This is a genomic window from Actinomycetospora sp. NBC_00405, from assembly GCF_036044095.1.
GTDB lineage: Bacteria > Actinomycetota > Actinomycetes > Mycobacteriales > Pseudonocardiaceae > Actinomycetospora > Actinomycetospora callitridis.
This window is the reverse complement of sequence record NZ_CP107938.1, coordinates 5,682,817-5,708,360: the sequence shown is the minus strand read 5'-3', so window position 1 is coordinate 5,708,360 and position 25,544 is coordinate 5,682,817. Positions and strand designations below refer to the sequence as shown.

The following is a 25,544-nucleotide window of genomic DNA, read 5'->3' as shown; positions in this document are numbered from 1 at the left end:
AGTGCGGGCGTCGTCCACCACGGCGTGACCGCACCCTCGTGGAGGTCCCCCTCGTGCCGCCAGCCCCCATCGCCGCCCGTCCCGCCCCCGTGACGACCGGGGAACGACTGCTGGGACTGGGCGCGTACCGGCCGCGGCGCACGGTGGACAACGACGAGGTCTGCGCGCCGCTCGAGGACGTCGACCCGGACTGGGTGGTCGCGCGTTCCGGGATCCGGACGCGCCGGTTCGCCGGGGTCGACGAGACCGTCGTGGCCATGTCCACCGCCGCGGCCGGCGACGCCCTGACCGCCGCCGGTCTCACCGCCTCCGCCCTCGACGCCGTCCTCGTCGCGACGATGTCGCCCGACACCGCGTCCCCGCAGGTCTCCACCCGGGTCGCCGCCGAGCTCGGGACGACCGCGCCGGCATTCGACCTCGGCGCCGCGTGCTCCGGGTTCTGCTACGGCCTCGAGGTGGCGGCCTCGCTCATCCGCGGCGGCACCGCCCGCCACGTGCTCGTGATCGGCGTCGAGCGCATGAGCGATCTGCTCGACCCGCGCGACCGCGGCACCGCGTTCCTCTTCGGCGACGGGGCCGGGGCGGTCGTCGTCGGGCCCGCCGACGAGCCCGGCATCGGCCCCGTGGCCTGGGGCAGTGACGGGGGGCAGGCCGACCTCATCGTCCACTCCCCCACCTGGCAGGAGGCGGCGGGGGGCGCCGGGGACGGGGTGCCGGGCCTGCGCATGCAGGGCCCCGCGGTCTTCCGCTGGGCCAGCACCCAGATCGCCCCGCTCGCGGAGAAGGCCCTCGCCGCCGCCGGGGTGGGCGTCGACGACCTCGATGCCTTCGTGCCCCACCAGGCCAACAACCGGATCACCGACGGGATCGTGCGCGCGCTGGCCCTGCCCGACGGCGTCGCCGTGGCCCGCGACGTGGTGGACACCGGCAACACCTCGGCCGCCTCGGTGCCGCTGGCGATGCACGCGCTGCTGACGGGCGGCGAGGTCCGGGCGGGCGACCTCGCCCTGGTCTGCGGCTTCGGCGCCGGCCTGACCTACGCCGCCCAGGTGCTCACCCTGCCGCCGGTGGCGCCGTCGTCGGCGCCCCGGGAGGACTGACCGGCAGGCTCGCCACCTCGTGGCGCCAGGCGGTGTCGTGGGTGAAGCCGCCGCCGAGGTCGGGGAGCTCGGCGAGGTCCTCGGGCGGCAGGTCCACCGGGAGCCCGCCGGCGTGCGCCACGGCGAGCGTGAGCCCGGCGAGCGTGTCGACGCTGCGGGCGCGCAGCACCGCCTCGGGCACCGACGCGCCGGTGGCCGTGAGGCCGTGCCCGCGCAGGACGACGACGGGCCGGTCGCCCATCGCCGCGACCATCTCGGCGGCGAGCGCGCGGTTCCGGATCAGGACCGCCCGCGGGTACACGGGGACGCCGCCGGCGGCGAGGTGCGCGCCGGGGATGTCGAACGCGCCGGCGATCGGGCGCAGGGCCAGGCCCGCGAGGTCGGCGGCGACGGTGTCGGCCGGGTGGGCGTGGACGACGGCCTCGACGTCGGGGCGGGCGCGCAGCACCTCGGTGTGCAGCGGCAGCTCGTTCGGGACCGCGTAGCCGTCGTCGAGCTCGCCCGTCGCGCCCGGCTCGCCGTCGAGGGTCACGAGGCGGATGTCCTCGGCCGTCGTGAACGCGAGCCCGCGCTCGCGGGGGCCGCGGCAGCGCACGAGCAGCCGGTCGGGCCCGACCCGCAGGCCGACGTGCCCGAGCACGCCGGGGGCGAGGCCGCGGTGCGCGAGCACCCGGCAGGCCGTGGCGACGAGCTCGCGACTCACCCCTTCGCTCCCATCCCGCCGTCGGGGTGGGCCACGTCGCCGGTGATGCCCCGGGCCCGCTCCGAGGCGAGGAAGACGTAGCTCCACGCGTGGTCCTCGCCGGCGAGCGCCACCTGCAGCGGCACGCGCGCGGCGATCCCGGCGGCGCGCTCGGGGCCGTCGTCCAGGCGCTCGCCGTCCATCCCCAGACTCGCGGCGCCCCGCAGGTCGGTGTGCACGGTGCCGCCGGGGGCGACGGCGTTCACCCGCACCTCCGGGGCCAGCTCGTGGGCCAGGCTCGTCACCAGCCCCCGCACGGCGAACTTCGACGCCACGTAGAGCACGCCGCCGCGGCCCGGGTAGTACGCCGAGGTCGACGACGTGAGCACCACCGAGCCCCGGTGCGCGCGCAGCTCGGGCAGGGCGGCACGCACCCCGTGCAGGTGGCTCTTGACGTTCACCGCGAACACCTCGTCGAACGCGGCGTCGAGGACGCCGGCGTCGATGTCGCCGAGCCCGCGGTAGAAGTCGAAGATCCCGACGCAGCTGACGAACAGGTCGAGGCCGCCGAACGCCTCCACCGTCGCCGCGACCGCGCGCTCGTTGTCCTCGCGGGTGGTGGCGTCGCCGGTGACGACGGGGACGCCGTCGGTCCGCAGCGCCGCCGCCTTGTCGGCGTCCTTCTCCAGCACGGCCACCCGGGCGCCCTCGGCGCGGAACGCGTCGACCACCGCCCGGCCGATGCCGGAGCCGGCGCCGACCACCAGGGCGCGCCGGCCGGCGAGCCAGTCAGTCATCGGGCCCGATGTCGAGGGACCCGTACGGGTTGCCGACCATCGTCGAGAACACCTCGTCGGACTGCCAGGTCAGCGCCTCGAGCTCCAGCGGGCACAGCGCCACCCACTGTCCCGAGCGCGGGCACTCGATCATCAGCCGCGCACCGTTGCGCGTCTCGACCTTGCGGACGCGGATCTCGGCGAACTCGTTGGCGACGATGATCTCCTCCCCGCTCACAGGAAGATCGCCAGGTTCTGGGTCCGCAGCACGGACTCGTCGACGCTGATCGTCCGGCGGGCGAGCATCCAGTGCCCGGCCGAGGGCACGGTGCACGACGGGTCGCGGCGCAGCAGGTCCTCGCGGCCCGCCGAGATCAGCGACGGCTCGCGGACGTCGCCCCGGCTGCGGAAGAGCAGCACCGCGGACTCGACGATCACCTCGTCCTCGGTGCCGTCGACGGCGAACGTCCGGACGTTGCCGACGTGGTGGCGCAGGCGCGACGGCGGGTCCTCGGTCCACGCGTGCTCGGTGGCGAAGCGCGCGACACGGCGCGAGAGCGAGTAGTGGTCCTCGTCGAAGTGCGCCATCCCCGTCGCGGTGTCGAACCCGGCGCCGCGCGCGGTCGTCACACGCACCGGCATGAGGTAGCGGATGTCGGTGGTGAGCAGGGAGAGCCAGGTGTCGTAGTCCTGGGTGTCGAGCAGCGCGGCCTCGTCGACGACGAACTGGTGCGCCTCGAGGTGGCGGGGGTCGCCGAAGGGCAGGCAGCGCCCGAGGGTGCGGGGGGCGGGCGCGAGCGTCACGACACTCCTCCGAGGTCGACGGACCCGGGCTCGGCGACGGGGGTCTCCAGGCAGTCGGCCCACGCCCGCAGCATCGCGCGCTGGTTGTACTCGCCGAACCCGACGTAGGCGACGCCCGGCCCGGAGAAGTGGGCGAGCGGCGCCGACACCGGCTCGTCGTCGGCCAGCAGACCCATTCGGTTGTTCAGCTTCAGGCGTCGCGCCATCGAGCCCGCGGCCGTCGACGTGATCGACACCCAGTTCTCGACGTCGTCCTGCTCGAACATGCCGGTCGAGCCGAAGCACATGAGGTAGGCCTTGTAGGAGAGCTCCTTGAAGCGCTCCGGGGCGTTGCGGTCCACCGCGAACCACGACAGCACCTCGGTCTCGTCGGCCGAGACCGGCTGCCACTGGCGCAGGGAGATGAACGGGACGACGTCATCGGACTCCGTGTTCTCCACCTTCGGCCAGTTGTGCACGAGGCTGAGGTTTGGGAACACCGACGCCGCCGAGACCATGAAGCCGTCGTCGCCGACCATGCGCAGCTGTGTGTCGCTCCAGGTGGAGCGCATGCGCGCGATCATCTCGTCGGGGTAGCCGACGTAGCGCAGGCGCTCGTCGAGCGTGCCGGGCGGGAGCTTGTAGGTCGTCCCGCCGCCGCTGCCCGCCCAGTAGAGCGCGCCCTCCTTGCGCTTCGAGGCCTTCGGCTCCCGGAACAGCCCGATCTCCACGACGCTGGAGTGGGTGTGCGGCGTGTGGTAGCTGTCGCCGGCGAAGTTCTCGGCGCCGATCTTCCAGTTCGCCTTCACCCGCCAGCGCTGCGGGCCGACCAGCTCGATGCCCTCGGGGCTCTGCTGCGTGTAGAGGTCGAGGTAGAACGCGAAGTCGCCGAGGTACTCGCGCAGCGGGGGCGCGTGGGCGTCGAGGCTGATGAAGATCAGCCCGTTGTAGACGCCGAGCGACGGGGCCGGCAGGAGCGTCTGCCCCTTCTTGCGGAACCCCTCCTCGCCGCCGTAGGCCTCGCCGTGGAACGGCAGGCCGACGAGCCGACCGTCGTTCTTGTACGACCAGCCGTGGTACGGGCAGCGGAAGTGCGAGGCGTTGCCCACCTCGGCGCGGCAGACCTGCATACCGCGGTGCAGGCACATGTTGAACAGCGCCCGCACGACCCCCGACTCGTCGCGGCTGATGATGAAGGAGTCGTCGACGACCCGGCGCACCACGTAGTCGCCGGGCTGCGGGACCTCGGACTCGTGCGCGACGAAGATCCAGGAGCGCCCGAAGACGCGTTCCTTCTCGAGGGCGAAGAGCTCCTCGTCGTTGTAGATGTGCGCGGGCACCATGCCGCGCCGGACGTCCTCGAGGACGGCCCCGTGGTCGCTCATGGGAGAGCTCCCGTCTTCTGCTCCGCAGACAACGTTTCCTCTGAGGAGAGAGTGCGGTCCACGACCGGGTGCCGTCAAGACACCGGGTCACGCACGTCAGAGGAGGAGCGCGTCGATCTCGCGGGCGGCTTCGCGGACCGCGACGAGCATCGCGGACCAGCGCGGCTCGCCGAGGCGACTGACGGGTCCCGAGGCGTTGATCGCGTGGTGCGGCGTGCGGGCGGCGGTCAGGGCGACGGCGATCGAGCCGACGCCCTCCTCGCTCTCCTCGTGGCTGGTGGCGTAGCCGTCCCGGCGGATCGCGGCGAGCGCCGCGAAGAGCTCGGTGCGCGTGCCGATCGAGTGGTCGGTCATGCGGGCGAGCTGCTCGTGCGGGTAGAGCAGGGCCACCTCGTCGTCGGTGAGCGTCGCGAGCATGGCCTTGCCGTTCGACGTGCAGTGCGCCGGTACCGACCGCCCCAGCCGGCCCCCGACGCGCAGCGCCCGGCTGCTCTCCAGGGAGTCGATGAAGTGCACCTGGTCGCCCTCGAGCCGGCCCAGGTGCACGGTCTCCTCGAGGTCGGCGTTGAGCTTCTCGAGCACCGGGTGCGCGCGGGTGCGCACGTCGAGGCGCCGCAGGATCCCCATCGCGACGCCGTCCAGTGACGGGCCGGGCACGTAGCTGCGCGTGGCGGTGTCCTGCCGGACGAAGCCGCGGTACTGCAGCATCGCCAGCAGCCGGTGCGCGGTCGAGGAGGCGACGCCGAGGTAGTGGCTGACGTCGGTCAGGCGCAGCCGCGGCTGGTCGCCCATGAGCAGCAGGACCTTGAGCGCGTTGTCCACCGAGTCGATCGGGTACTGCGGCGGCGACCCGAACTCGGGGGCCGTCGCCGGCGAGGCGCGATCCATGGGCCGAGCCTACGGACCGTCTGCTCTGCAGAAGACGCGCCGACCGGGTGGACCCGCACCGCTCACGCGGCCGGCAGCACGAACGCGATCCACGTGACCACCGGCGCCACGACGATGAGGGTCAGGCCCCACCCGAGCAGCGTGCGGAACACCCGCGGCCGGCCCTCCTCGGGCACGTTCGCCAGCGTCAGCGCACCGACCGAGGAGAACGGTGTGGAGTCGACGACGGTGGCGGACACCGCGAGCGCGACGATCACGCCCGCCGCCCCGATCTGCCCGGCGACCAGGAACGGCGCGGCCAGCGGGATGAGCACGCCCAGGATCCCCGCGCTCGACGCGAACGCCGAGGTCGCGGCACCCACCAGGCAGAGCAGGAACGCCACGAGCAGCGGGACGCCGAGCCCGGAGATGCCGTCGCCGACCACGTCGATCGTGCCGTAGCGAGAGAGCGCCTCGACGTAGGTGACGACGCCGCAGATCAGCAGGACGACGCTCCACACGATGCGCTTGTCGGCGCCCGCGACCCGCTGCGGGAAGGCCAGGTGCAGCAGGGCCGCCGCGATCAGGGCGAGGAAGCCGATCTCGGCGCCGAACACCAGCGCGCCCACGGCCACCGCGAGGATCACGGTGAGCGTGATCCACTGGTCGGGACGGAGGGCTGTGCGTTCCGGCGCGTCGGCGACCACGACCGGTGTCGGGGTGGCCGCCGGCGCCGTGACCGTGCCGGACGTCCCCACGGGAGCACTCCCACCCCCGCCGTCGGGCTCCTCGGCCGGTCGCGGCGCGGGGACGTCCGCGCCGCCGGAGGTGCCCAGCCGGCTCTCGCGGACGAGCGTCAGGCCTCCGAAGATCAGGTAGGCGGCGACGCCGAGCGCCAGGTTGGCGGCGAGGTTGCCGAAGAACAGCTGGGCCGCCGAGACCTCGAGACCGTTGGCCGAGGCGGCGCGGTTGACGATCACGGCCAGGCCGTTGAGCGGGGAGAAGTTCCCGGCCGACGAGCCGTGGATGACCATCAGGGCCGACAGCCGGCGGTCGATGCCGTAGCGCTCGCCGAGCCCCATGCACAGCGGCGCGAGCATCGCGACGCCCGCCGGGCCGAGCGCGCCCGCCATGGTGGGGATCGCGGCGAACAGGAAGATCAGCCAGGGGACCAGGGGCGGTCGGTCGCCGAGCAGCCCGCAGGCGCGGTCGACGACCCAGGCCAGCGTGCCGTTCACCGTGGCGAGCCCGAAGAGGTACGTCACGCCCACGAGCAGCACGAACAGGTCCGGCGGGAAGCCCGACAGCAGCTCGTCGACGTCCTCCCCCGCCACCAGCGTGCCGATGAGGAACGTGGCGATCAGGGCGAGGACGCCGATGTTGACGGGGCGCAGCGTGCCGATCACGAAGATCAGCACGAGGCCCACGATCCCGATGACGTGGATGGACACGTGGCCTCCCGGGACTCCAGCAGAAGTGTTCTCTGCGGTGAAGAAGAGTGTCTGGCAGCCTCTCGTCGTGTCAACCGTCACAGCGCCCGAGCCGGGAGGACCGATGCCCGAGGAGTCCCCGCCGCCCCGCCCGGGCGCCGACCTGGTGGTCGACTGTCTGGCCGCCGAGGGCGTGGACCTGGTCGCCGGCGTCCCGGGGACGACGGTGATGGAGGTGATCGACGCGATCGCCCGCCACGACGGCGTGCGCTACCTGCACACCCGCCACGAGCAGGTGGCGGGCTTCCTCGCCGACGGCCTCTCGCGCGGCGGGCGCCTCGGCGTCTGCCTCGTCTCGCGCGGCCCGGGCGCCGCCAACGCCGCGATCGCGGTGCAGAACGCCTACGACGAGTCGGTGCCGATGCTGCTGCTGGTCGGCCAGGTCGCCGACCGGATCGTCGAGCGCCGCGCGTTCGAGGAGGCCGACGTCGTCGCCACCTTCCGGCCGATGAGCAAGTGGGCGGTCGAGGTACGCCGGGCCGACCGCATCCCCGAGCTGCTGCAGCGCGCGGTGCGCACCGCCGTCTCCGGACGGCCGGGGCCCGTCGTCGTGTCGCTGCCCCTCGACGTCCTGCAGGAGCCGGTCGACCCCGCCGTCGTCCCGGCGCCGCGCTGGCGCCCGCACCGCCCGGCGCCCGACCCCGACGGCGTCGCGGAGGCGGCGGCGCTGCTCGCCGCGGCCCGCCGTCCGGCGCTGATCGTCGGCGGCGGGGCCGCGGGCGCACCCGAGGCGATGACCGCGCTCGCCGATCGGGCCGGCGCGCCCCTGGTGACCACGTGGCTGCGGCAGGGGGCGGTGCCCCACGACCACCCGGCCTACGTCGGCGGACTCGGCTACGGCGTCCACGACGTCACCTGGCGGGCCGTGCACGAGGCCGACGTCGTCGTCGCGCTGGGCTGCCGGTTCTCCGAGTTCAGCACGCGGCGCTGGACCCTCCTGGCCGACGACGTCCGCCTCGTCCACGTCGACGTCGACCCCGTGGAGCTCGGGCGCGTGTACGTGCCCGCGGTGGGCCTGGTCGCCGACGCCACGGCCGCCGCCCGCGCGCTGACCGCGGCGCTGGTCGCCCCGTCCGAGGAGCGGGTGCGCCGCCGGGACGCGCTGCGCGCCGAGTACGCCGACGCCGCGTCGCCGGCCTCGCCGGTGCTCGACGCCGACGACCCGCGCGGCGGGGTGAGCAGCCGCGCCGCCCTCGCCGCGCTGGCCCCGCTCGCGGCCCGCGACGACGTGCTGCTCGTCCAGGACGCGCCGAGCTTCGGCCCGTGGACCCATCGCCACCTGCAACTGCCGGTGCCCGGGCGCTTCCTCGGGTCGGCCGGGGGCGCGATGGGCTGGGGGCTGCCGTCGGCGATGGGCGTGTCGCTGGCGTGTCCCCGCGAGCGCGTGGTCTGCGTCAGCGGGGACGGCAGCTTCTGGATGGTCGCCCAGGACCTCGAGACCTGCGTGCGCGAGGACATCCCGGTGATCAACGTCGTCATGAACAACAACGCCTACGGCAACACCCGCGACCGCCAGCGCCTCGCGCACGAGGGCCGCTACCTCGGGGTGTTCTACGGCAACGCCGACCTGGCCGGGTTTGCGACGTCACTGGGCGGGTTCGGGGTGCGCGTCGAGCGCGACGACGAGCTGGCGCCGGCCCTCGCCGCGGCGCTGGCCCAGGACCGGCCGGCGGTGATCGACGTGATCCAGGACCCCCTGTACGGCCTGCCCCCGGGCCTCGAGCCGCCGGCCACCCGATGAGCCGCGTCCCGGTCACCCTCGCCTGCTGGGACTACGACCGCACCCGCGCCCTGGAGGACGGCACCGTCGGCGTCGACGGCGTCGACCTGACCTACCTGCGCCTGCCGGTCGAGGAGACGTTCTTCCGGATGCTGCGCCACCGGGAGTTCGACGCGGCGGAGATGTCGCTGTCGTCGTACGTGACCCGGCTCGGGACCGGCGATTCGTCCTTCGTCGCGATCCCCGTCTTCCCCTCGCGCGCCTTCCGCCACCACGGGATCTACGTCCACACCGGCGCCGGCATCCGGGAGCCCGCGGACCTCGCGGGGCGCGTCGTCGGCGTGCCCGAGTACCAGCTGACGGCGTGCGTCTGGATCCGCGGGATCCTCGCCGACCACCACGACGTCCCCGTCGCCTCGGTGCGCTACCGCACCGGCGGCATGCACGCCCCCGGCCGCGTCGAGAAGCAGGCCCTCGATCTGCCGGCCGAGATCGACATCGCCCCGATCCCGGCGGACCGCACACTCGCGGACATGCTGGTCGGCGGCGAGATCGACGCGCTCTACGCGCCGCGCACCCCGCGGCCGCTGCGCGAGGGGCGCCCCGAGGTGGCCCGCCTGTTCGCCGACCCCCGCGCCGCCGAGGAGCAGTACGCCGCGGCGACCGGGATCTTCCCGATCATGCACGTCGTCGTGCTGCGCGCCGACGTCCACGCCCGGCACCCCTGGCTCGCGCGCTCGCTGCACGACGCGTTCGGGCGGGCGAAGGCCGTCACCGAGGACCGCTTCGACGAGGTCGCCGCGAACCCGACGATGCTCCCCTGGCTCTACGACGAGATCGAGCGCGTGCGGCGCGTCCTCGGTCGCGACTTCTGGCCCTACGGCCTCGAGGCCAACCGCGCGGTGCTCGCGACGTTCCTGCGCTACGCCCACGAGCAGGGGCTCACCGCGCGCCGTCTCGAGCCCGACGAGCTCTTCGTGCCCTCGACCCGCGAGGACCACGTGGTCTAGCGGTCGGGAAGGGCCTGCGTCGCCGCCACCGGCTCGTCGCCGGGACCTGCGGTCTGCCGCATGGCCGCCCGGAGCGCCACCCGGCGGAACACCTCGGGGTCCGAGGTCAGCGCCGCCACCCGCCTCCACCGGTCGAGCGTCGTGAAGAGCTCGACGAGGTCGCCGCTGGCCTTCGCGTCGTCCAGCGCCTGCGCGTAGGCCGCGTCGAACTCCGCCCGGTCCTCGGGGGCGAGCACGACGCGGATGGCCGCCGGCGACGCCCCCTTGGCCAGCGGGTGTCCGGGAACCGGCTGCTCGTCGACCGAGTACATCGCCTTCATCGCCCCGACCCTAGCCGCCGCCACCACCTCCGCGCCGCCACCGCACGACGGAGTCGCGATGTCGAGGTGTGTCGGGGGGCCTCGCTAGCCTCCGACCGAGGTGATGGCAATGACGACGGCACGCCCGGGTGAGGTGGGCGACCTGCCGCGGGCGATCGGCCGACCGGCCACCCGCGCGCTGGCCGACGCCGGCGTCACCACTCTCGCGCAGGTCGCCGCAATGCCGCGGGCGGAGCTGCTCGGCCTGCACGGTGTCGGGCCCAGGGCCGCCCGGGTGCTGGACGAGACGCTCGGCCGCGGTGAATCCTCGTGACGCCCCTCCCCCGCACCCTCCAGGAGCGATCACCGTGCGCGTGTCGACGCTGACCCGCTACCCCGTCAAGTCGATGCTCGGCCAGCCGCTCGAGGAGGCCCTGCTCGCCACCGCGGGGCTGCCGCTCGACCGCCGGTACGGGCTGCTCGACGCCACCACCGGGCTCGTCGCCACGGCGAAGCACCCGCGGCTGTGGCGTCGGCTGCTGCAGTACACGGCGTCGGTGGAGGACGACCGCGTGCGCGTCACCGCCCCCGACGGCCGCACCCTCGACGTCGACGACCCCCGGCTCTCCGACGAGCTCGCGGCCGACCTGGGCCGGGTCGTCACGATCGCCGCGGCGCGCCCTGGCGGCGCGGAGGTGGAGCGGCCCGACCCCGAGGACGTGCTCGAGCACGGCGTCGAGCACGAGGTCGCGGCGCCCACGCTGGAGATCTCGATGGGCAGCGCCGCGGACACGTTCGTCGACTACGCGCCGGTCCACCTGATCACCACCGCGACCCTCGACCACCTGGGCATGGACGCGCAGCGGTACCGGCCGAACCTCGTCGTCGAGTCCGACACCGAGCCCTTCGCCGAGACCGACTGGGTCGGTCGGGAGCTCACGGTCGGCGAGGCGACGCTGCGGATCGTGCTGCCGACGCCGCGCTGCTCGGTGCCGACGCTCGAGCACGGCGACCTGCCCCGGGCTCCCGAGGCGCTGCGCCCGTTGCTGTCCGGCAACCGCGTCGACGTCCCCGGGTTCGGGGTGCTCCCCTGCGCCGGCGTGTACGCGGAGGTCGTGCGCGGCGGCACCGTGCGGCGCGGGGACACGGTCGCCCTCGTCTAGGTGCCCGAGCGTGGAGGCCGTGCGATGACCATCGAGTTCACCGACGGGCAGGTCATCACCGTCGAGACCTCGGAGCCCGACTTCGTGTTCACCGCCGTCGTGCCGCCGCGGCACGACGGCCCGCCCGCCCATCGGCACCGCCGCGAGCGTGAGGTGTTCACCGTCGAGTCCGGGCTGCTGATGGTGCGGCTCGGCCGCGAGCGGCACCTGGTGCAGCCCGGCGAGACGGTGAGCGTGCCGCCGGGGACGACGCACGCGTTCGCCAACCCCTTCGACGAGCCGGTCCGGCTGCGGACGGTCGAGACCCCGGCGGGCCCGCTGCAGGCGCAGCTGCGGGCGATGGCGGCCACGACGGGCGCGCCGCCGCTGCGCGAGCTGGCCCGGATCAACGCCGAGCACGACTGGTCGTTCACCGTGGCCGGGCTCCCCGACCGCCCGCAACGGGTGCTGTGGCGACTGCTGGCGTGGTCCCCGTCCCGATGACCGCGATCCGCGTCGCCACCCGGGACCTCTGGTGGTCGTCGATCGGCACGCCACGACCCGCGAGTAGGGGACCGGTCTAGCCACCGGATCGGGGAGGGACCCGACGTGTGGCGCCGGATCGGGCCGGAGAACCATGGGCGCATGGCCGCGGACGATCCCGTCGGGCAACCGGCGGGCACCCCCGACGACGTCGTCGCCGCCTTCGAGGACATCCCCGCCGTGCTGTGGGCGTTCGAGGGCCCCGAGCACCGCGTCGTCGCCGCCAACCGCCTCGCCCGCGCGAGCATGGGCTTCCGCCCCGGGATCGTCGGGCGGCCCATCCGGGAGGTCGCGCCGGAGCTCGACGGCCAGCAGGTGTTCGAGACCCTCGACGAGGTCTGGGCGCGCGGCGAGCCGGTGATCGGCGACGAGCGGCGCATCCTCGTCGACCGCGACGGCGACGGCCGGCTCGAGGAGGACTGGTACTCGTACACGTTCGTCCCCACCCACCACCCGGACGGGTCGATGCGGGGTATGACGGTGCACATCGCGCGGGTCACCGACGAGGTGCTGCGCCGGCGGCAGGCCGAGCTCTCGGCCGCGGAGTCCGAGAAGCGCCGGCAGGCCGCGCAGGACGTCGTGCTGACCCTGCAGCGCTCGCTGCTGCCGGCCGGGCTGCCCGTGCTGCCGCAGGTCCGGCTCGCGGCGCGGTACGTGGTGGCCGGGCGGGAGCTCGCCGCGGGCGGCGACTGGTTCGACGCGGTGCCGCTGCCCGGCGGACGGGTGGCGGTCGTGGTCGGCGACGTCGTCGGCCACGGCGTCGCGGCCTCGGCGGCCATGGGCCGGCTGCGGGCCGTCGGGGCGAACGCGCTGGCCGGGGGCCGGGACGTCCTGGGCACCCTCGCCGAGCTCGACCGGTTCGCGGGCCGCGAGCGCGCCACCCGCGCGACCACCGTGTGCGTCGCCGTCCTCGACCCGCGCACCGGGGACCTCGACGTGGCCGCCGCCGCGCACCCGCCGCCGCTGGTGGTCACCGCGGAGGGCACCCCGCGCTGGGTCGAGGTGGCCGCCGGGGGACCACTCGGGACCGGCGCCGGGGCACCGCGGGTGACGTCCGACCGACTCGGGCCCGGCGACGTCCTCGTCCTCTACACCGACGGCCTCGTCGAGCGGCCGGGGCGCACGCTCGACGACAGCCTCGATGCCCTCGCCCGCACCGCGGTGGCGGCCGGCCACGAGACCGTGGAGGACGACGCGACCGTGCCCACCGCGCAGGTCGACCGGATCGCCGCGCTCACCGTCGAGCGGATGGGCTGGACCGGCGGCGGCCACACCGACGACGCCACCCTGCTCGCCGTGCAGCGCACGGCGGAGCCCCTGGCGCCGCTGACGCTCGAGGTCGCCCCCGACCCCCGACACCTCGGACGGATGCGCCGCGCGGTGGGGGCCTGGCTGGAGCACGCCGGCGTCGGCGAGGACGACGCGATGGCGCTGGTCCACGCGGTGGGCGAGGCCGTCACCAACGCCATCGAGCACGCCTACCCGGAGCCGCCCGCCGACGGCGTCGGCGCCCGCGTCCGGGCGGTGCTCGACGACGAGGGCCGGATGCACGTGACGGTGACCGACACGGGGCGCTGGCTCCCGGCCCCCGACGACCCGGGCGGTCGCGGACGCGGCCTGATGATGATGCGCGGGCTGGTGGAGCGCGTGGACGTCACGGCCGGGCCCGCCGGCACGACGGTGACCATGGTGGCGCCGGTGCACCGCGAGGTCTCGGTGGGCACCTACGCCGACGAGGCCGCGGTCTCGGGCCTGCGCGGCGTCGACCGCGAGCTCACCACCGCGGAGCCGGAGCCCGGCGTGCTCGCGGTGGCCGGGCCGATCGACACCGGGACCGTCGAGCGCTTCCGCCGCGGGCTGCTGGCCGCGGCCCGCGGCGGCGCACGCGGGCTCACCGTCGACCTCGACGCGGTGACCGTGTTCTCCAGCTCCGCCGTGCAGGCGATCCACGAGCTCCGCGGCGCGCTCCCGGGCCTGCGGCTGCGCGCAGGCCGGGGCAGCGTGGCCGGCCGGGTCCTCGACCTCACCGGCCTCTCCGACCCGATCGACGAGGTGCCCGACGGCGCCGCGATGGCCTGACGCCCGACACCCGCGTGACACGGACGGGGGCGCGACGGACAGCGAGCCCTCGTCGGTGGCGCGCCCGCCTCGTGTGACGATGGTCGGCCTGTCCTGCTGGACGCGGTGGAGAAGGAGTGCGTGTGGACGCCCGGGCCGACGATGCGGACGACCCGTCGACCGACGACGAGGTGGTCCACGAACCCGGCGAGATCACGTACGCGGAGCACCTCCATCCCGCCCGCCCGCGGGCGCTGCGCCACCGGGCCCGGGTCCGCTCCCCCTTCGAGCGCCGGTCCAGCGCGCGCGACGGCGAGCCGGTGGGCACCAACCCGACGTACGTCTCGTGGCTGCTCTCGGAGTCGATGCTGGCCGACGCCAACACGATCGCCCGCCAGTTCTCCGGGCAGGGCTCGATGTGGCAGAACCCCTACGCCGACCCCAACCCGCGCCTGGCCGTCGACACCGCGTCGGTGTGGTTCACCGCGTACCCGCTGTCGCTGATCACCCGCCCCGGCCAGTCGTTCCTCGCCGCGCTCGGCGAGGAGGAGCTCTGGTCGTCGTTCGCCGACATCGGCATCGAGGCCGTGCACACCGGCCCCGTCAAGCGCGCGGGCGGCATCTCCGGTTGGGGGCACACGCCCAGCGTCGACGGGCACTTCGACCGCATCTCCACGGTCATCGACCCCGCGTTCGGCTCCGAGCAGGAGTTCCGGGCGATGTGCGGGATGGCGACGTTCTACGGCGGCACGATCATCGACGACGTCGTGCCCGGCCACACCGGCAAGGGCGCGGACTTCCGGCTCGCCGAGATGGGCTTCGCCGACTACCCGGGCATCTACCACATGGTCGAGATCGAGCCCGACGACTGGCACTACCTGCCCGACGTCCCGGCCGGCCGCGACTCGATCAACCTCGACGCCGCCACCGAGGAGCGCCTGGAGAAGGCCGGCTACATCATCGGGCGCCTGCAGCGCGTCATCTTCCACGCGCCCGGGGTCAAGGAGACCAACTGGAGCGCGACGGCCGCGGTGGCCGGCGTCGACGGCATCGAGCGTCGGTGGGTGTACCTGCACTACTTCAAGGAGGGCCAGCCCTCGATCAACTGGCTCGACCCGTCGTTCGCGGGCATGCGCCTGACGATCGGCGACGCGCTGCACTCCCTGGCCGACCTCGGGTCGGGGGCCCTGCGCCTCGACGCCAACGGGTTCCTCGGCATCGAGAAGAGCGTGGCGGAGGGACCGGCCTGGTCGGAGGGCCACCCGCTCTCCGAGGCCGCCAACCACCTCATCGCCAGCATGGTCCGCAAGGTCGGCGGGTTCACCTTCCAGGAGCTGAACCTGACGATGGACGACATCCGCGAGGTCGGCGAGGCCGGCGCGGACCTGTCCTACGACTTCGTCACCCGGCCCGCCTACCACCACGCGCTGGCCACCGGCGACACCGACTTCCTGCGGCTGTGCCTACGCACGAGCCTCGAGACGGGCATCGACCCGGCCTCGCTCGTGCACGCCCTGCAGAACCACGACGAGATGACCTACGAGCTCGTCCACTGGTCCACCGGGCACCGCGACGACGTCTTCACCTTCCGCGGCGAGCCCGCCACCGGCGCCGAGATCGGCGACACGGTGCGCCGCGAGCTCGCGGCCGCGCTCGCCGGCGAGAACGCCCCCTACAACCTCGTGTTCACCACCAACGGGATCGCCTCCACCACGGCCACGGTGATCGCGGCCGCCCTCGGCATCCGGCGCCTCGACGACATCACCGACGCCGACGTCGTCGACATCCGCCGCGTGCACCTGCTGCTCGCGATGTACAACGCGATGCAGCCCGGCGTCTTCGCGCTCTCCGGCTGGGACCTCTGCGGGATGCTCACGCTGCCCCCCGAGCAGGTCTCCGACCTGCTCGCCGAGGGCGACACCCGCTGGATCCACCGCGCCGCGCACGACCTCATGGGCCACAACCCCGACGCGACCCGCTCCGCCGAGGGCATGCCGCGCGGGCGCAGCCTCTACGGCTCGGTGCCCGACCAGCTCGCCGACGAGGCGAGCTTCCTACGCCAGCTGCAGGCGATCCTCGGCGTGCGCAAGCACTACGGCATCGCCACCAGCCGTCAGGTGGACGTCCCCGACGTCAGCCACCGCAGCGTGCTCGTGCTGGTGCACGCTCTCGACACCGGTGAGCACCCCCGCCACGCACTGACGATCCTGAACTTCGGCGCCGACCCCGTGCCCGCCACCGTGCGCTCGACGGTGCTCCCGCCCGGCGGCACCGTGATCGACATGTTCACCCAGGAGACCGTGGGCGTCGTCGACGACCTGCACGCGGTGGGCATCGACCTCAACCCCCACCAGGGCGTCGCGATGCTGGTGCAGCCGCCGCCCGCTACTTGATCTTCTTCAGGGTGAGGTGCGAGTCGATCCGCGCCAGGCCCGAGGTGCGGGCGAGCCGGTCGGTCACGAACGCCTCGTAGGACTCGAGGTCGCGGGTGGCGACGCGCACGAAGTAGTCGGGCAGGCCGAACATGCGTCGAAGCTCGACCACCTCGTCGAACGCGGCCACCTCGGCCTCGAAGGCCAGGTACGCGTCGCGGTGCTTGCTGACGAGGTCGATGTTGACGAGCACCTCGAACCCCCGCCCCTCGACCGCGGGATCGATCTCGGTGCGGTAGCCGATGATGATGCCGTCGTCCTCGAGCCGCCGCACCCGACGCAGGCACGGCGCGGGCGTGAGCCCGACGCGTTCGGCGAGGTCGACGTTCGGGATGCGGCCGTCCCGGCGCAGCTCGTCGAGGATTGCGCGGTCGATGCTGTCCACGCACTGATGATGCCGAAGTTGCGACGCGTGCGCACCCACTTCGCCATCGGGTGGCGCGGCATTCGTCCTACCGTTGCCCCATGACACCGGTCGACCTCCGCGACGCGCTGCGGGACGTCGCCGCCGTGGGCCCGGGCATGGCCGTGCTGGGCACGAGCTTCGGGCTGCTCGTCGTCGGCTCGGGACTCGACTGGTGGTGGGCGCCGGTCTTCAGCGTGGTGGTGTTCGCCGGCTCGCTGGAGTTCCTGCTGGTCGCCCTCGCGGTGGCCGGCACGCCGCTGGCCGCGATCGCCGTCACGACGTTGCTGGTCAACGGCCGGCACGCGTTCTACGGCCTGTCGTTCCCGCTGCACCGGATCCGCAGCCGGGCGGGCCGCGTCTACGGCGTCCTCGCGCTCACCGACGAGGCGTACGCGCTGTACACGGGCCGTCCCGCCACCTCGCTGTCGGGACCGCGCATCCTGACCGGGCAGGCACTGATGCAGGCGTGCTGGGTGGGGGGCGGGACGGTCGGCGCCCTGGCCGGCAGCGGGTTCGGCCTGCACGTGCCCGCGCTGGAGTTCCTCTTCACCGCGCTGTTCGTCGTGCTCGCCACCGAGGCCACCGTCGCCGGGCGCGAGGCCACCGGGCCCCTGCTCGCCGTCGGGTGCGCGCTGGTCGCCCAACTCGTCGCGCCCGGCGAGATGCTGCTGGTGGCGATGGGGCTCTTCGTGTCATCAATGCTGGTCCGGCACCGCTCGGCATCGCGGGCCGCGCATGCCTGACACCGGCTACCCGGGCACGGGCTACCTCATCGCGGTCGTCGCGGTCGCCGCCGCGATCACCGTCGCGCTGCGGGCCGCGCCGTTCGCGATGACGGCGACGCTGCGCTCATCGGCCCTGGTCGCGGACCTCGGCCGCCAGATGCCCGCCGGGATCATGATCATCCTGGTGGTGCACCTGCTGGGCGACGTCCCCCTCGACAGCGCGCTCGTGGGGGTGCGCGAGCTCGTCCCGGTGGCGGTCACGGTCGCCGTCCACCTCTGGCGCCGGAACGCCCTGCTCAGCATGGCGACGGGCACCGCCTCCCACGCGGTGGCGCTGGCGCTCGTCCCGGGCTGACCGTGGCTCAGGGCAGGGCGACCTCGCGGCCGTCGACGACGAACCGCCCGCCCGGGCGCAGCGCCGCCGCGACCGCCGCGAGGGCCCGGCCGTGGTGCGCGGGGTGCCGGCCGTCGAGCACGCCGACCCGCACCGCGAAGGCGAGGTCGAACGGCTCCTCGCCGTCCTCCAGCACCAGGTCCTCCACCGCGACCTGCCGCACGCCCATCCGGCCGGCGGCGATCTCCGCGGCAGCGCCCTCGCGGGCCTGACGGACCGCGGTGGCGGACCGGTCGGTCGCCAGGACGAAGCCGGGGTCGATCTCCCGGTCGACCAGGGCGGCGACGGCCCGGGCGGCGGCGCCCGGCCCGCACCCGATCTCGAGCACCCGCATCCCCGGCGCGAGCGGCAGCGCGTCCACGACCGCCGCGAGCCGGGGGGACAGTCCGGTCGGCACGCGGTGACGGTAGCGCCGACGACACCTCCCCGGTGCCATGCTGTCGACCATGAGCGAGCCGGCCCCGAACTCCTCACCCCGCATCGGCACCGCCGAGCGCGAGGCGGCCATGGCGGATCTCGGCACGCACCTCGAAGCGGGGCGACTGGACCCCGAGGAGTACGGCGAGCGCAGCGCGAAGGTCACCGAGGCCCGCACCGCGGCCGACCTGGAGCCCCTCTTCGCCGACCTGCCCGAGCCCCGTCCGCAGGGCGGCCCGGGCACGGTGGCGGCCCCGGAGACGGGCGCCCCGCCCGCGTCCCGGCCCGGGGTCCCGAGCGCCCTCGCCCGCTGGGGACCGGCCGTGAGCGGGGCGCTGCCGATCATCGCGCTGATCCTCTTCTTCACGGTGCCGATCGCGAACTCCTGGGTGTTCTTCCTGCTCATCCCGCTCGGCGGCGCGCTCTTCGCGCAGAGCCGCCGTGCCGACGACGGGCGCGGCGACCGGGACGGGTGACCGTGACGACCTGGGTGAGCTGGTCGGGCGGCAAGGACGGTGCTCTCGCGCTGGCCGTGGCCCGGGAGCGCGGCCCCGTCGCCGGGCTCCACACCACCGTCCTCGCGGGCGGCGAGGTCGCCGCGAGCTACGTCCCGCGGGCGCTCGTCGAGGCGCAGGCGGCGGCGCTCGGGCTGCCCCTGGAGACCGTCGAGCTGCCCTCGCCGTGCCCGAACGAGGTCTACGAGGAGCGCACGCGTGCGTCGTGGGCGGCGCTGCGACGCCGGGGCGCGACCGAGGTCGTGTACGGCGACCTGTTCCTCGCCGACATCCGCTCCTTCCGCGAGCGCGCCCTCGCCGGGACCGGGCTCACCGCGCGCTTCCCGCTCTGGGAGCGTCCGACGGACGGGCTCGCCCGCGAGATGCTCGACCGCGGGGTGCGCGCGGTCGTGGTCTGCGTCGACCCCGCCCGCGTGCCGGCGGAGCTCGCCGGACGGGCGTGGGACGCCGACCTGCTGCGCGCGCTGCCCGAGGGCGTCGACCCGTGCGGCGAGAACGGGGAGTTCCACACCCTCGTCACCGACGGGCCGGGCTTCGCGCACCCCGTCCCCGCGACCGTCACCGGCACCGCCCTGCGCGACGGGTTCGTGACCGCGGTGCTCGGGACCTGACAGGCTCCTCCCATGGCAGCGCGCTTGCGGGAGATCGCCGACCGGGTGCACCTCGGCGCCCTGGCCCCGGCGGGGCTCCTGCAGACCGTCCTGCTCGAGGGCCCGGACGGCGACGTCGTCGTCGACGCCGGGTTCCCCTGGTCGGCGCGCCGGCTCGCCACCCTGCTGCGCGGTCGCCACGTCGTCGAGCACGCCGTCACCCACGCGCACGGCGACCACGTCGGCGCGAGCGCCTGGCTGTGCCGCCAGACCGGCGCGCCACTCGCGATGGGGGCCGCCGACGCCCCACTCTTCGAGAGCGGCCGCATCGACACGCACTCGGGGGCAGCCGGGCGCCTCGTGCTCGGCGGGCTGGCCCGGGAACGACGGCCGGTGGACCGCCGGTTGGTCGAGGGCGACCGCGTCGCGGGCTTCGAGGTGCTCGCCGTGCCGGGCCACAGCCCCGGCACCCTCGCGCTGTGGCGCGCCGCGGACGGCGTCCTCGTCGTCGGCGACGGCCCGGTGAACGTGTCGTCGGACCCGACCTCGCCGCGGTGGCTGCCGCTCCCCCGCGGCCTGCACGACGACCCGGCGGTCGCGGACGCGTCGCGTCGCCGGCTCGCCGCGCTGCGCCCGGCGCTCGTGGTCGCCCTGCACGGGCGGCCGGTGGCGTCCCCCGACGCCTGGGCCCGCGCGGTCGGCGCCTGACCCTCCCCGAGCACCCCGGCCGGGCGTAGCGTCGCACGATGGCCAAGGGGAAGAAGAAGCAGCAGACGAACGGCGTCGCGGTGGAGGACGTCGTGGCGGAGGCCCTGACGGCACCCGAGGCGCCCGTGGTGGCGACGACGACGGACGGCCCGAAACCCCCGACGGCCTCCCCGGTCACGCCGACCCCGGGCACCCCCACACCGCCCCCGGCCCACGATCACCACCAGGAGGGCGTCGTCGACACGGCGGTGGCCACCGCCTCGGAGGTCGCGCGGTTCGTGAACGGCGTCGTGCCGCAGCGTCTGCCCGCCTACCTCGGCGGCGCAGCGCTGCTGGTGCTCGGGGTCGTCGACCCGCCGCTGATCCTCGGCGGCGTCCTCGCCTACGAGGCGATCCGGCGCTGGGGTCCCGCGCCGCGGGCGTGACCAGCGGCATCCCGTCGACGGGCTGGACCCGGGTACTCCCCGGGCATGACCCCGCGCCGCGTCCTCGTCTCCGGAGCCGGCGTGGCCGGTCCCGCCCTCTCCTACTGGCTCGGCGTCCACGGGTGGTCGACCACCGTCGTCGAGCGCTCCGCGGAGCTGCGCGACGCCGGCCAGAACATCGACGTGCGCGGCGCCGGGCGCGAGGTGCTGCGGCGAGGTGATCGCGGGCTTCGACGCCGGCGAGAACGACTCCGACGGCGCCACCGCCGAGCTGGAGATCCTGCGCGGCGAGCTCGGCCGGCTGCTGCACGAGCGCACGCGCGACACCACCGAGTACGTCTTCGGTGACGAGATCACCGGCCTCGACGAGCACGCCGACGGCGTCACCGCCACCTTCCGGCACGGGGCACCGCGCACGTTCGACCTGGTGGTCGTCGCGGAGGGCCTGACGTCGCGGACCCGGTCGCTCGTCCTCCCCGAGGCCGACGTCCGCTCCCTCGGCCTGCTCATGGCCTACCTGACCGTGCCGCGGACGGCGGCCGACACCGACTGGTGGCGCATCCACCAGGCCTCCCAGGGGCGGGCGGTCACCCTGCGGCCCGACAACGTCGGGACGATCCGGGCGACGCTGTCGCTGCTCACCGACGTCCGCGGGATCGAGGACCTCGACCGGCCCGCCCAGGTGCACGTGCTGCGCCGGACGTTCGCCGACGCCGGCTGGGAGGTCCCGCGTGTCCTCGACGCACTCGACGACGCGCCCCTCTACGTCGACGCGGTCGGGCAGGTCCGGCTGCCGAGCTGGCACCGGGGACGGGTCGCGCTGCTCGGCGACGCCGCGCACTGCCCGTCACCGATCACCGGGATGGGCACCAGCCTGGCCCTCGTCGGCGCGTACGTCCTGGCCGGCGAGCTCGCCGGCACCCCCGACCACGAGCAGGCCCTCGCCGCGTACGAGACCCGGATGCGTCCCTACGTCGAGCGCGCCCAGCAGCTGCCCCCGGGCGCGCCGGGCCTCGTCCACCCGCGCACCCGCGCCGGCGTGCGCGCGCTGCGGGCGGCCGTCGGCGTCGCCGGCAGCGCCCCCGCGAAGCGGCTCGGGAGCCTGCTCGGAGCGGCTTCGTTCGCGTCCCCGCCCGCCGAGGCGATCGACCTGCCGCAGTACCCGGTGCCCGTGTCCGCCTGAGGACCGCGCTCAGCCGTTGCGGGGGAAGCCGAGGTCCAGACCCCCGGACTCGCCGCGCCGGGCCGGGTCGGTCCACCGGGTGGTGACGACCTTGCCGCGGGTGAAGAAGTGGACGCCCTCGGTGCCGTGGGCGTGGGTGTCGCCGAACAGCGAGTTCTTCCAGCCGCCGAAGCTGTAGTAGGCCATCGGGACCGGGACCGGCACGTTGACGCCGATCATCCCGACCTCCACCTCGTTCTGGAAACGGCGGGCCGCGCCGCCGTCGTTGGTGAAGATGGCGGTGCCGTTGCCGTAGGGGTTGGCGTTGATCAGGGCGACGGCCTCGTCGTAGGTCTCCACGCGGACCACCGACAGCACCGGCCCGAAGATCTCGTCGGTGTAGATCGACATGTCGGTCGTGACGTGGTCGAACAGCGTCGGGCCGACGAAGAAGCCCTCGCCCTCAGCATCGGGCTCCACCTCGCGGCCGTCGACCACCAGCGTCGCCCCCGCGGCCTCGCCGGCGTCGACGTAGCCGGAGACGCGGTCGCGCGCAGCCGCCGTCACCAGCGGGCCCATGTCCGCGCCGCGACGGCCGTCGCCGGTGACCAGGCCGCGGGCCCGCTCGGCGATCTTCTCCACGAGCACGTCGCCGGCCGCACCCACCGCGACCACCGCGGAGATCGCCATGCACCGCTCGCCCGCCGAACCGAAGCCGGCGTTGACGGCCTGGTCGGCGGCCATGTCGAGGTCGGCGTCGGGCAGCACGACGGCGTGGTTCTTCGCCCCGCCGAGGGCCTGCACGCGCTTGCCGTGGGCGGTGCCGGTCTCGTAGACGTGGCGGGCGATCGGCGTCGAGCCGACGAAGCTGATGCTCGTGACGTCGGGGTGGGTGAGCAGCCCGTCGACGGCGACCGCGTCGCCGTGCAGGACGTTGAACACCCCGTCGGGCAGGCCGGCCTCGCGCCACAGCTCGGCCATCCACTGCGCCGCCGAGGGCACCTTCTCCGAGGGCTTGAGCACCACGGTGTTGCCAGCGGCGATCGCGAGGGGGAAGAACCACATCGGCACCATCGCCGGGAAGTTGAACGGGCTGATGATCCCGACGACGCCGAGGGGCTGGCGGATCGAGGAGACGTCGATGCCCGTCGAGGCGTTCTCGGTGGCCGAGCCCTTGAGCAGGTGCGGGATGCCGCAGGCGAACTCGACGACCTCCTGACCGCGGGCGACCTCGCCGGCGGCGTCGGAGAGCACCTTGCCGTGCTCGGCGGTGATGATCGCGGCCAGCTCGTCGGCGCGGGCGTTGAGCAGCTCCCGGAACCGGAACAGGATCGGGGTGCGCCCGGACAGCGAGGTGTCGCGCCAGGCGGGGTAGGCCCGGACCGCCGCCCCGACGACCTGCTCGACGTCCGACTCCGAGGCGAGCGCGACCCGACGGGACACCTTGCCGGTGGCCGGGTCGAGGACGTCGCCGAAGCGGTCGCCCGCCGAGGTGAGGACCGCACCTGCGGCCCAGTGGTGGAGCGTCTCGGTCATGAGGACATCCTCCCGTGTACGGGCGGCCGATGCGGGCTGTCGGTGCGGCCTGTCGGTGCGGCCTGTCGACGGGCCTCAGACCCCCGCGGCCCGGAGCAGCTCGTCGAGCCACGCCGCGGTCTTGGTGCGCTGCTCCGGCACCGGGGCGGCGTCGTGGAGGGCGAGGAAGCGGGTGACGGCGCACGCGACGTCCGCCGCCTCGCCCGGCGCGCAGCGCGCCGAGAACTCCTCGAGCACCCCGCCCCCGGGGAAACGGCAGCGCTCGTGGCGGGCGTGCGGGAGCTGGCAGCGCGGACGCGGCACCGTGACCCGCTCGACGGCCAGCGGCCCGTGCGCGCCCAGCGTCGCCACCCCCGGAGCGGCCTCGTCGAGCAGCGCGCCCTGGGCCGCGGTGAGCACCTCGCGGGTGTCGAGCCGCCCGTCGCGGCAGGCGAGCGCGCGGTCGACGTCGACCACCTCGCGCAGCTCGGTGGAGTGGAAGGCGTGACCCGGCAGGACGTCGAGCTCCACCCGCGCGCCGCCGGGGCGGGGCAGGTCGGCCGCCGCGCCCTCGCCGCGCAGGCGGACGGTGACGTCCCAGCGGTCGCGGCCGCGGTCGCGCAGGCGGACGTGCACGCCCGCGCGGGCGAGGACGAGGTCCGGGGTGTCCATCAGGTAGAGCCGGCGCTGCCGCACCCGCGTGGCGTGCCGCACCGTGAAGCGCGCCCCCGTGCCGGGACCGGGCCGGAGCAGGACCTTGAGCTCGACGCTGTCGACACCGGAGCCGGCGACCCACGTCCAGAGGGCGTCGTCGGGCGGCGGGAACCCGACGGCTCCGGGGGAATCCCCCTGGGCCGTCCGGGCACGGTCGAGCATGCGGTCTCCCAGCGCGACGCTCGAGTGGCGGGCGTCGCCGGGTCGAGGACTCAGGTCGGCGCGGCACCGCTGCTGGACCGCGCTGCCCGACCGTAGGCGACCCCGGGTCCCGGGGACACCCCGATCGGGGGACGGACCGATCAGCGCGAACCGGACATCACGGACGTCGGGCACCGCCCGGGCCCACCGCCGCCGGGCCGGCCTTCGGCTTGCCCTCCCACAGCTCGCCGCCGGTGAGCACGTAGACGAAGGGCACGATCGGGACCAGGGCGAGCACCGCCCAGACGATCTTGGCGGTGGCGCTGAGCTCGGGGCGCACCACGAGGTTGAGCCACACGAGGATCACGGCGATGGGGTGCAGGAAGCAGACCAGGAGCTCCGCGAGCTTCTTCATCGACCGTCCCCGGGCTCGGTGACCGGGACGGTCACGCCGAACGCCGACGGTAGCGGGATCATCGGGCGTCACACCAGGCTTGCGGGCACGAGGGCGCGCAGGACCCGCTCGACGTCGGCGGTGGCCCACGCGCGGTCGTCGCACCAGCAGCGCAGGAACAGGCCGTCGACGCCCGCGGCGGCCGCGAGCCGCTGCGACGGGTCGGGCACGAGCGGGAGCAGCAGGGCGTCGAGCGCGGCCGTCCAGCGCTCCCACTCCCCGCGCAGCGCGGGACGGCGCCCCGCCTGCAGGAAGAGCTCGTACTCCGCGGCGACGGCCGGACCGCGGTCGGCGCCGCAGGCCGCGACGAAGCCGGCGAGGGCCCGCACCGGGTCGTCGTGCCGCGCGCACCGCTCCAGCGCGGCGACGTAGGCGTCGTTGACCGCGGCGAGCGTCGCCGACAGGAGCGCGTCGACCGTCGGGTAGTGGTAGCTGACGAGGCTCGGCGTGAGGCCCGCCTCGGCGGCGACGGACCGCTGCGTGACCGCGGCGACCCCGCCGTCGGCGATCCGCCGCATCGTCGCCTCGCGCAGCAGGCGGCGCCGCTCCTCGCCCTTGCGTCGCCGACCGTCGGTCGTGGGGGCCGACGCGGTGCTCACATCTGCGGTGTCCACGACGGCGGTGTCCACGTCGGCGGTGTTCACGTCGGTTGGGCCCCGAGCTCGAGGGCCAGCACCCCGGCGATGACCAGCCCGATCCCGCCGATCTGGACCCACGTCAGGGTCTCGCCGAGCAGCACCGTGCCGGCGATCGCGACGAGCGCGACCCCTGCGGCGGCCCACAGCCCGTAGGCGACGCTCACGCCGAGCCCCCGCGCCAGGGCCTGCGAGAGGAACCCGAACGCCGCGAGGTAGCCGATCACCACGACCACCGACGGGACGAGCCGCGTGAATCCCTCGGAGAGCTTGAGCGACACCGTCGCGACCACCTCGCAGGCGATCGCGAGGGCGAGGAGCACGTAGGACACGGGTCGGCCTTCCGGGGACGGGCAAACAAACTGGGTATCTGCCCAAATTGTACTCGAGTATGCGCTCACACGTGGCCGATCCGATGCCCCGTCCGCAATACTCGGTCGCGCACGATCGATCGGG

Annotated in this window: 30 protein-coding genes; 15 read left to right on the top strand and 15 right to left on the bottom strand. The window is 74.7% G+C overall.

Annotated features, from left to right (window positions below; all coding sequences use genetic code 11):
* Positions 1-53 precede the first annotated feature (53 nt).
* On the top strand, positions 54-1,100 hold the full coding sequence (locus OG774_RS28155) for a beta-ketoacyl-ACP synthase III (protein WP_328305623.1): 1,047 nt from the start codon (positions 54-56) through the stop codon (positions 1,098-1,100).
* On the opposite strand, the gene OG774_RS28150 is transcribed toward OG774_RS28155, so the two are convergent.
* The 7 genes from OG774_RS28150 to OG774_RS28120 form a co-directional block, all read right to left on the bottom strand.
* A complete protein-coding gene (locus OG774_RS28150; RefSeq protein ID WP_328305622.1) occupies positions 1,054-1,803 on the bottom strand; it encodes a class II aldolase/adducin family protein in 750 nt (249 codons plus the stop codon). The genes OG774_RS28155 and OG774_RS28150 overlap by 47 nt on opposite strands.
* Positions 1,800-2,579, bottom strand: a complete 780-nt coding sequence (gene hcaB, locus OG774_RS28145; RefSeq protein WP_328305621.1) for a 3-(cis-5,6-dihydroxycyclohexa-1,3-dien-1-yl)propanoate dehydrogenase — start codon at positions 2,577-2,579, stop codon at positions 1,800-1,802. Before hcaB ends, OG774_RS28150 begins: the two co-directional genes overlap by 4 nt.
* The gene (locus tag OG774_RS28140; protein ID WP_328305620.1) at positions 2,572-2,796 is read right to left on the bottom strand and encodes a hypothetical protein; all 225 of its coding nucleotides are present in this window, start codon (positions 2,794-2,796) and stop codon (positions 2,572-2,574) included. Before OG774_RS28140 ends, hcaB begins: the two co-directional genes overlap by 8 nt.
* Positions 2,793-3,362 carry a 3-phenylpropionate/cinnamic acid dioxygenase subunit beta gene (locus OG774_RS28135; RefSeq protein WP_328305619.1) on the bottom strand — a complete coding sequence of 190 codons (570 nt, stop codon included), beginning with the start codon at positions 3,360-3,362 and terminating at the stop codon, positions 2,793-2,795. The genes OG774_RS28140 and OG774_RS28135 overlap by 4 nt, the downstream gene beginning before the upstream one ends.
* Positions 3,359-4,726, bottom strand: coding sequence for an aromatic ring-hydroxylating dioxygenase subunit alpha (locus OG774_RS28130; protein ID WP_328305618.1), 1,368 nt, complete (start codon positions 4,724-4,726; stop codon positions 3,359-3,361). Before OG774_RS28130 ends, OG774_RS28135 begins: the two co-directional genes overlap by 4 nt.
* Positions 4,727-4,822: 96 nt before the next feature.
* Positions 4,823-5,614: an IclR family transcriptional regulator gene (locus tag OG774_RS28125; RefSeq protein WP_328305617.1), complete on the bottom strand. Its 792-nt coding sequence runs from the start codon at positions 5,612-5,614 to the stop codon at positions 4,823-4,825.
* A gap of 62 nt (positions 5,615-5,676) precedes the next feature.
* Positions 5,677-7,044, bottom strand: coding sequence for an SLC13 family permease (locus OG774_RS28120; RefSeq protein WP_328305616.1), 1,368 nt, complete (start codon positions 7,042-7,044; stop codon positions 5,677-5,679).
* Between the two features lie 103 nt (positions 7,045-7,147).
* Between OG774_RS28120 and OG774_RS28115 the strand changes: the two genes are divergently transcribed.
* Both OG774_RS28115 and OG774_RS28110 read left to right on the top strand, forming a co-directional pair.
* Entirely contained in the window at positions 7,148-8,824 is a 1,677-nt protein-coding gene (locus OG774_RS28115) for a thiamine pyrophosphate-binding protein (protein ID WP_328305615.1), read from the top strand.
* Positions 8,821-9,813, top strand: coding sequence for an ABC transporter substrate-binding protein (locus OG774_RS28110; RefSeq protein ID WP_328305614.1), 993 nt, complete (start codon positions 8,821-8,823; stop codon positions 9,811-9,813). The genes OG774_RS28115 and OG774_RS28110 overlap by 4 nt, the downstream gene beginning before the upstream one ends.
* On the opposite strand, the gene OG774_RS28105 is transcribed toward OG774_RS28110, so the two are convergent.
* Positions 9,810-10,133, bottom strand: coding sequence for a DUF6247 family protein (locus OG774_RS28105; RefSeq protein WP_328305613.1), 324 nt, complete (start codon positions 10,131-10,133; stop codon positions 9,810-9,812). The two genes, OG774_RS28110 and OG774_RS28105, sit on opposite strands and share 4 nt — an antisense overlap.
* 109 nt (positions 10,134-10,242) lie before the next feature.
* Here OG774_RS28105 and OG774_RS28100 point away from each other — a divergent pair, with 109 nt between their 5' ends.
* The 5 genes from OG774_RS28100 (at position 10,243) to treS (ending at position 16,248) form a co-directional block, all read left to right on the top strand.
* Positions 10,243-10,446 (top strand): DNA-binding protein, encoded by a 204-nt coding sequence (locus tag OG774_RS28100; protein WP_328305612.1) that lies wholly within the window; start codon positions 10,243-10,245, stop codon positions 10,444-10,446.
* Positions 10,447-10,480: 34 nt separating this feature from the next.
* Positions 10,481-11,275 (top strand): MOSC domain-containing protein, encoded by a 795-nt coding sequence (locus OG774_RS28095; RefSeq protein ID WP_328305611.1) that lies wholly within the window; start codon positions 10,481-10,483, stop codon positions 11,273-11,275.
* 24 nt (positions 11,276-11,299) lie between these two features.
* Complete coding sequence (locus OG774_RS28090; protein ID WP_328305610.1) at positions 11,300-11,758, top strand: cupin domain-containing protein; 459 nt, start codon at positions 11,300-11,302, stop codon at positions 11,756-11,758.
* 141 nt (positions 11,759-11,899) lie between these two features.
* Positions 11,900-13,876: a SpoIIE family protein phosphatase gene (locus tag OG774_RS28085; RefSeq protein ID WP_328305609.1), complete on the top strand. Its 1,977-nt coding sequence runs from the start codon at positions 11,900-11,902 to the stop codon at positions 13,874-13,876.
* Between the two features lie 122 nt (positions 13,877-13,998).
* Entirely contained in the window at positions 13,999-16,248 is a 2,250-nt protein-coding gene (treS, locus tag OG774_RS28080; RefSeq protein WP_328305608.1) for a maltose alpha-D-glucosyltransferase, read from the top strand.
* Here the strand turns inward: treS and OG774_RS28075 are convergent.
* Positions 16,241-16,672, bottom strand: a complete 432-nt coding sequence (locus OG774_RS28075) for an Lrp/AsnC family transcriptional regulator (RefSeq protein ID WP_328305607.1) — start codon at positions 16,670-16,672, stop codon at positions 16,241-16,243. The genes treS and OG774_RS28075 overlap by 8 nt on opposite strands.
* 80 nt (positions 16,673-16,752) lie before the next feature.
* On the opposite strand from OG774_RS28075, the gene OG774_RS28070 reads away from it, so the two are divergent.
* Positions 16,753-17,436 (top strand): AzlC family ABC transporter permease, encoded by a 684-nt coding sequence (locus tag OG774_RS28070; RefSeq protein WP_328305606.1) that lies wholly within the window; start codon positions 16,753-16,755, stop codon positions 17,434-17,436.
* Positions 17,429-17,773: a branched-chain amino acid transporter permease gene (locus OG774_RS28065; RefSeq protein ID WP_328305605.1), complete on the top strand. Its 345-nt coding sequence runs from the start codon at positions 17,429-17,431 to the stop codon at positions 17,771-17,773. The genes OG774_RS28070 and OG774_RS28065 overlap by 8 nt, the downstream gene beginning before the upstream one ends.
* A 7-nt stretch (positions 17,774-17,780) precedes the next feature.
* On the opposite strand, the gene OG774_RS28060 is transcribed toward OG774_RS28065, so the two are convergent.
* Positions 17,781-18,209, bottom strand: coding sequence for a methyltransferase domain-containing protein (locus OG774_RS28060; protein ID WP_328305604.1), 429 nt, complete (start codon positions 18,207-18,209; stop codon positions 17,781-17,783).
* 49 nt (positions 18,210-18,258) lie between these two features.
* Here OG774_RS28060 and OG774_RS28055 point away from each other — a divergent pair, with 49 nt between their 5' ends.
* From OG774_RS28055 to OG774_RS28035, 5 genes are all read left to right on the top strand, one after another.
* On the top strand, positions 18,259-18,705 hold the full coding sequence (locus tag OG774_RS28055) for a DUF1707 SHOCT-like domain-containing protein (protein WP_328305603.1): 447 nt from the start codon (positions 18,259-18,261) through the stop codon (positions 18,703-18,705).
* Positions 18,706-18,707: 2 nt separating this feature from the next.
* Complete coding sequence (locus OG774_RS28050) at positions 18,708-19,355, top strand: ATP-binding protein (protein WP_328305602.1); 648 nt, start codon at positions 18,708-18,710, stop codon at positions 19,353-19,355.
* 12 nt (positions 19,356-19,367) lie between these two features.
* Positions 19,368-20,042 (top strand): MBL fold metallo-hydrolase, encoded by a 675-nt coding sequence (locus tag OG774_RS28045; RefSeq protein WP_328305601.1) that lies wholly within the window; start codon positions 19,368-19,370, stop codon positions 20,040-20,042.
* 38 nt (positions 20,043-20,080) lie between these two features.
* Complete coding sequence (locus OG774_RS28040) at positions 20,081-20,467, top strand: hypothetical protein (protein WP_328305600.1); 387 nt, start codon at positions 20,081-20,083, stop codon at positions 20,465-20,467.
* 217 nt (positions 20,468-20,684) lie between these two features.
* Positions 20,685-21,650 carry an FAD-dependent monooxygenase gene (locus OG774_RS28035; protein ID WP_328305599.1) on the top strand — a complete coding sequence of 322 codons (966 nt, stop codon included), beginning with the start codon at positions 20,685-20,687 and terminating at the stop codon, positions 21,648-21,650.
* Between the two features lie 9 nt (positions 21,651-21,659).
* Here the strand turns inward: OG774_RS28035 and OG774_RS28030 are convergent, their stop codons facing one another.
* The 5 genes from OG774_RS28030 to OG774_RS28010 form a co-directional block, all read right to left on the bottom strand.
* Positions 21,660-23,165 carry a CoA-acylating methylmalonate-semialdehyde dehydrogenase gene (locus tag OG774_RS28030; RefSeq protein ID WP_328305598.1) on the bottom strand — a complete coding sequence of 502 codons (1,506 nt, stop codon included), beginning with the start codon at positions 23,163-23,165 and terminating at the stop codon, positions 21,660-21,662.
* A 75-nt stretch (positions 23,166-23,240) separates the two neighbouring features.
* The gene (locus OG774_RS28025) at positions 23,241-24,020 is read right to left on the bottom strand and encodes a hypothetical protein (RefSeq protein WP_328305597.1); all 780 of its coding nucleotides are present in this window, start codon (positions 24,018-24,020) and stop codon (positions 23,241-23,243) included.
* Between the two features lie 157 nt (positions 24,021-24,177).
* A complete protein-coding gene (locus tag OG774_RS28020; protein ID WP_274193720.1) occupies positions 24,178-24,414 on the bottom strand; it encodes a hypothetical protein in 237 nt (78 codons plus the stop codon).
* A gap of 68 nt (positions 24,415-24,482) precedes the next feature.
* A complete protein-coding gene (locus OG774_RS28015; RefSeq protein WP_328305596.1) occupies positions 24,483-25,052 on the bottom strand; it encodes a TetR/AcrR family transcriptional regulator in 570 nt (189 codons plus the stop codon).
* A gap of 41 nt (positions 25,053-25,093) precedes the next feature.
* The gene (locus OG774_RS28010; RefSeq protein ID WP_328305595.1) at positions 25,094-25,420 is read right to left on the bottom strand and encodes a DMT family transporter; all 327 of its coding nucleotides are present in this window, start codon (positions 25,418-25,420) and stop codon (positions 25,094-25,096) included.
* Positions 25,421-25,544 lie beyond the last annotated feature (124 nt).

Bases quoted from the DNA above. Each gene is read 5' to 3' on its own strand.
- hcaB (WP_328305621.1), bottom strand. From the start codon at position 2,579: ATGACTGACTGGCTCGCCGGCCGGCGCGCCCTGGTGGTCGGCGCCGGC.
- OG774_RS28130 (WP_328305618.1), bottom strand. From the start codon at position 4,726: ATGAGCGACCACGGGGCCGTCCTCGAGGACGTCCGGCGCGGCATGGTG.
- OG774_RS28125 (WP_328305617.1), bottom strand. From the start codon at position 5,614: ATGGATCGCGCCTCGCCGGCGACGGCCCCCGAGTTCGGGTCGCCGCCG.
- OG774_RS28115 (WP_328305615.1), top strand. From the start codon at position 7,148: ATGCCCGAGGAGTCCCCGCCGCCCCGCCCGGGCGCCGACCTGGTGGTC.
- OG774_RS28110 (WP_328305614.1), top strand. From the start codon at position 8,821: ATGAGCCGCGTCCCGGTCACCCTCGCCTGCTGGGACTACGACCGCACC.
- OG774_RS28105 (WP_328305613.1), bottom strand. From the start codon at position 10,133: ATGAAGGCGATGTACTCGGTCGACGAGCAGCCGGTTCCCGGACACCCG.
- OG774_RS28100 (WP_328305612.1), top strand. From the start codon at position 10,243: ATGACGACGGCACGCCCGGGTGAGGTGGGCGACCTGCCGCGGGCGATC.
- OG774_RS28090 (WP_328305610.1), top strand. From the start codon at position 11,300: ATGACCATCGAGTTCACCGACGGGCAGGTCATCACCGTCGAGACCTCG.
- OG774_RS28085 (WP_328305609.1), top strand. From the start codon at position 11,900: ATGGCCGCGGACGATCCCGTCGGGCAACCGGCGGGCACCCCCGACGAC.
- OG774_RS28070 (WP_328305606.1), top strand. From the start codon at position 16,753: ATGACACCGGTCGACCTCCGCGACGCGCTGCGGGACGTCGCCGCCGTG.
- OG774_RS28065 (WP_328305605.1), top strand. From the start codon at position 17,429: ATGCCTGACACCGGCTACCCGGGCACGGGCTACCTCATCGCGGTCGTC.
- OG774_RS28055 (WP_328305603.1), top strand. From the start codon at position 18,259: ATGAGCGAGCCGGCCCCGAACTCCTCACCCCGCATCGGCACCGCCGAG.
- OG774_RS28045 (WP_328305601.1), top strand. From the start codon at position 19,368: ATGGCAGCGCGCTTGCGGGAGATCGCCGACCGGGTGCACCTCGGCGCC.
- OG774_RS28040 (WP_328305600.1), top strand. From the start codon at position 20,081: ATGGCCAAGGGGAAGAAGAAGCAGCAGACGAACGGCGTCGCGGTGGAG.
- OG774_RS28030 (WP_328305598.1), bottom strand. From the start codon at position 23,165: ATGACCGAGACGCTCCACCACTGGGCCGCAGGTGCGGTCCTCACCTCG.
- OG774_RS28025 (WP_328305597.1), bottom strand. From the start codon at position 24,020: ATGCTCGACCGTGCCCGGACGGCCCAGGGGGATTCCCCCGGAGCCGTC.
- OG774_RS28020 (WP_274193720.1), bottom strand. From the start codon at position 24,414: ATGAAGAAGCTCGCGGAGCTCCTGGTCTGCTTCCTGCACCCCATCGCC.